Annotated in this window: 1 pseudogene; it reads right to left on the bottom strand. The window is 43.9% G+C overall.

Features of this window, described 5'->3' with window-relative positions:
- A pseudogene (locus tag ADF75_RS05155) lies at positions 1 to 720 on the bottom strand (fibronectin-binding protein); the annotation flags it as partial.

The following is a 720-nucleotide window of genomic DNA, read 5'->3' as shown; positions in this document are numbered from 1 at the left end:
CTTGTTTATCTGTTGAAGTTACATCCTCTGCTGTTGGAACGACTGGAGTAATCTTAGGTGTGTATGTTGTTTCAGCTGGTGTACCGTTGGCATCCTTTGCTTGAACCTTAACGGCAACGACTTCACCTGAGTATGTCTTATCTGTTGGGGTGAAGGTCACAACACCTGTTGCTTTATCAACTGTAAATGTACCGATAACCTTACCGTCTGGTGACTTAGCATTTACTGAAGCTGCTGGTTGACCATTTTCATCAAGAAGAGTAATGGTATTCTTGTCGATTGGCGCAACTGGATCACCTTCTGTGAAAGTAACAGTACCAGTTTGAACTACACCTTGAGGAGCTACTGATTCAGCTGGAGCTGCTGTAGGAGTTACTGGTGTTACTGTTGGTGTGTACTTACCTGTTACTGGTGTACCATTCTTATCTACACGTTTCACAGTCACGCCTGTTCCTGTTCCTGTGAATGACTTCTCTGGTACGAAGGTTACACTTCCATCTGGGGCTACTGTGTAGGTTCCTTCACCAGGAATTGTTTTCGTTGTTGAGCCATCTTCGAATGTAGCTGGCGTATCATCATCCATTGGAATGTTTGGATTGCCTTCTGTAAACTTAGGTTTACCTGTTTGGGTTTGGCCTTGTTTGTCTTTTGAAGTTACATCTTCTGCTGTTGGAACAACCGGAGTAATCTTAGGTGTGTATGTTGTTTCAGCTGGGGTAC

The organism is Streptococcus sp. 1171_SSPC (assembly GCF_001069335.1).
Taxonomy (GTDB): Bacteria; Bacillota; Bacilli; order Lactobacillales; family Streptococcaceae; genus Streptococcus; species Streptococcus xiaochunlingii.
Note: the sequence above shows the minus strand (reverse complement) of the source record. Positions and strands in the feature narration are given on the sequence as shown.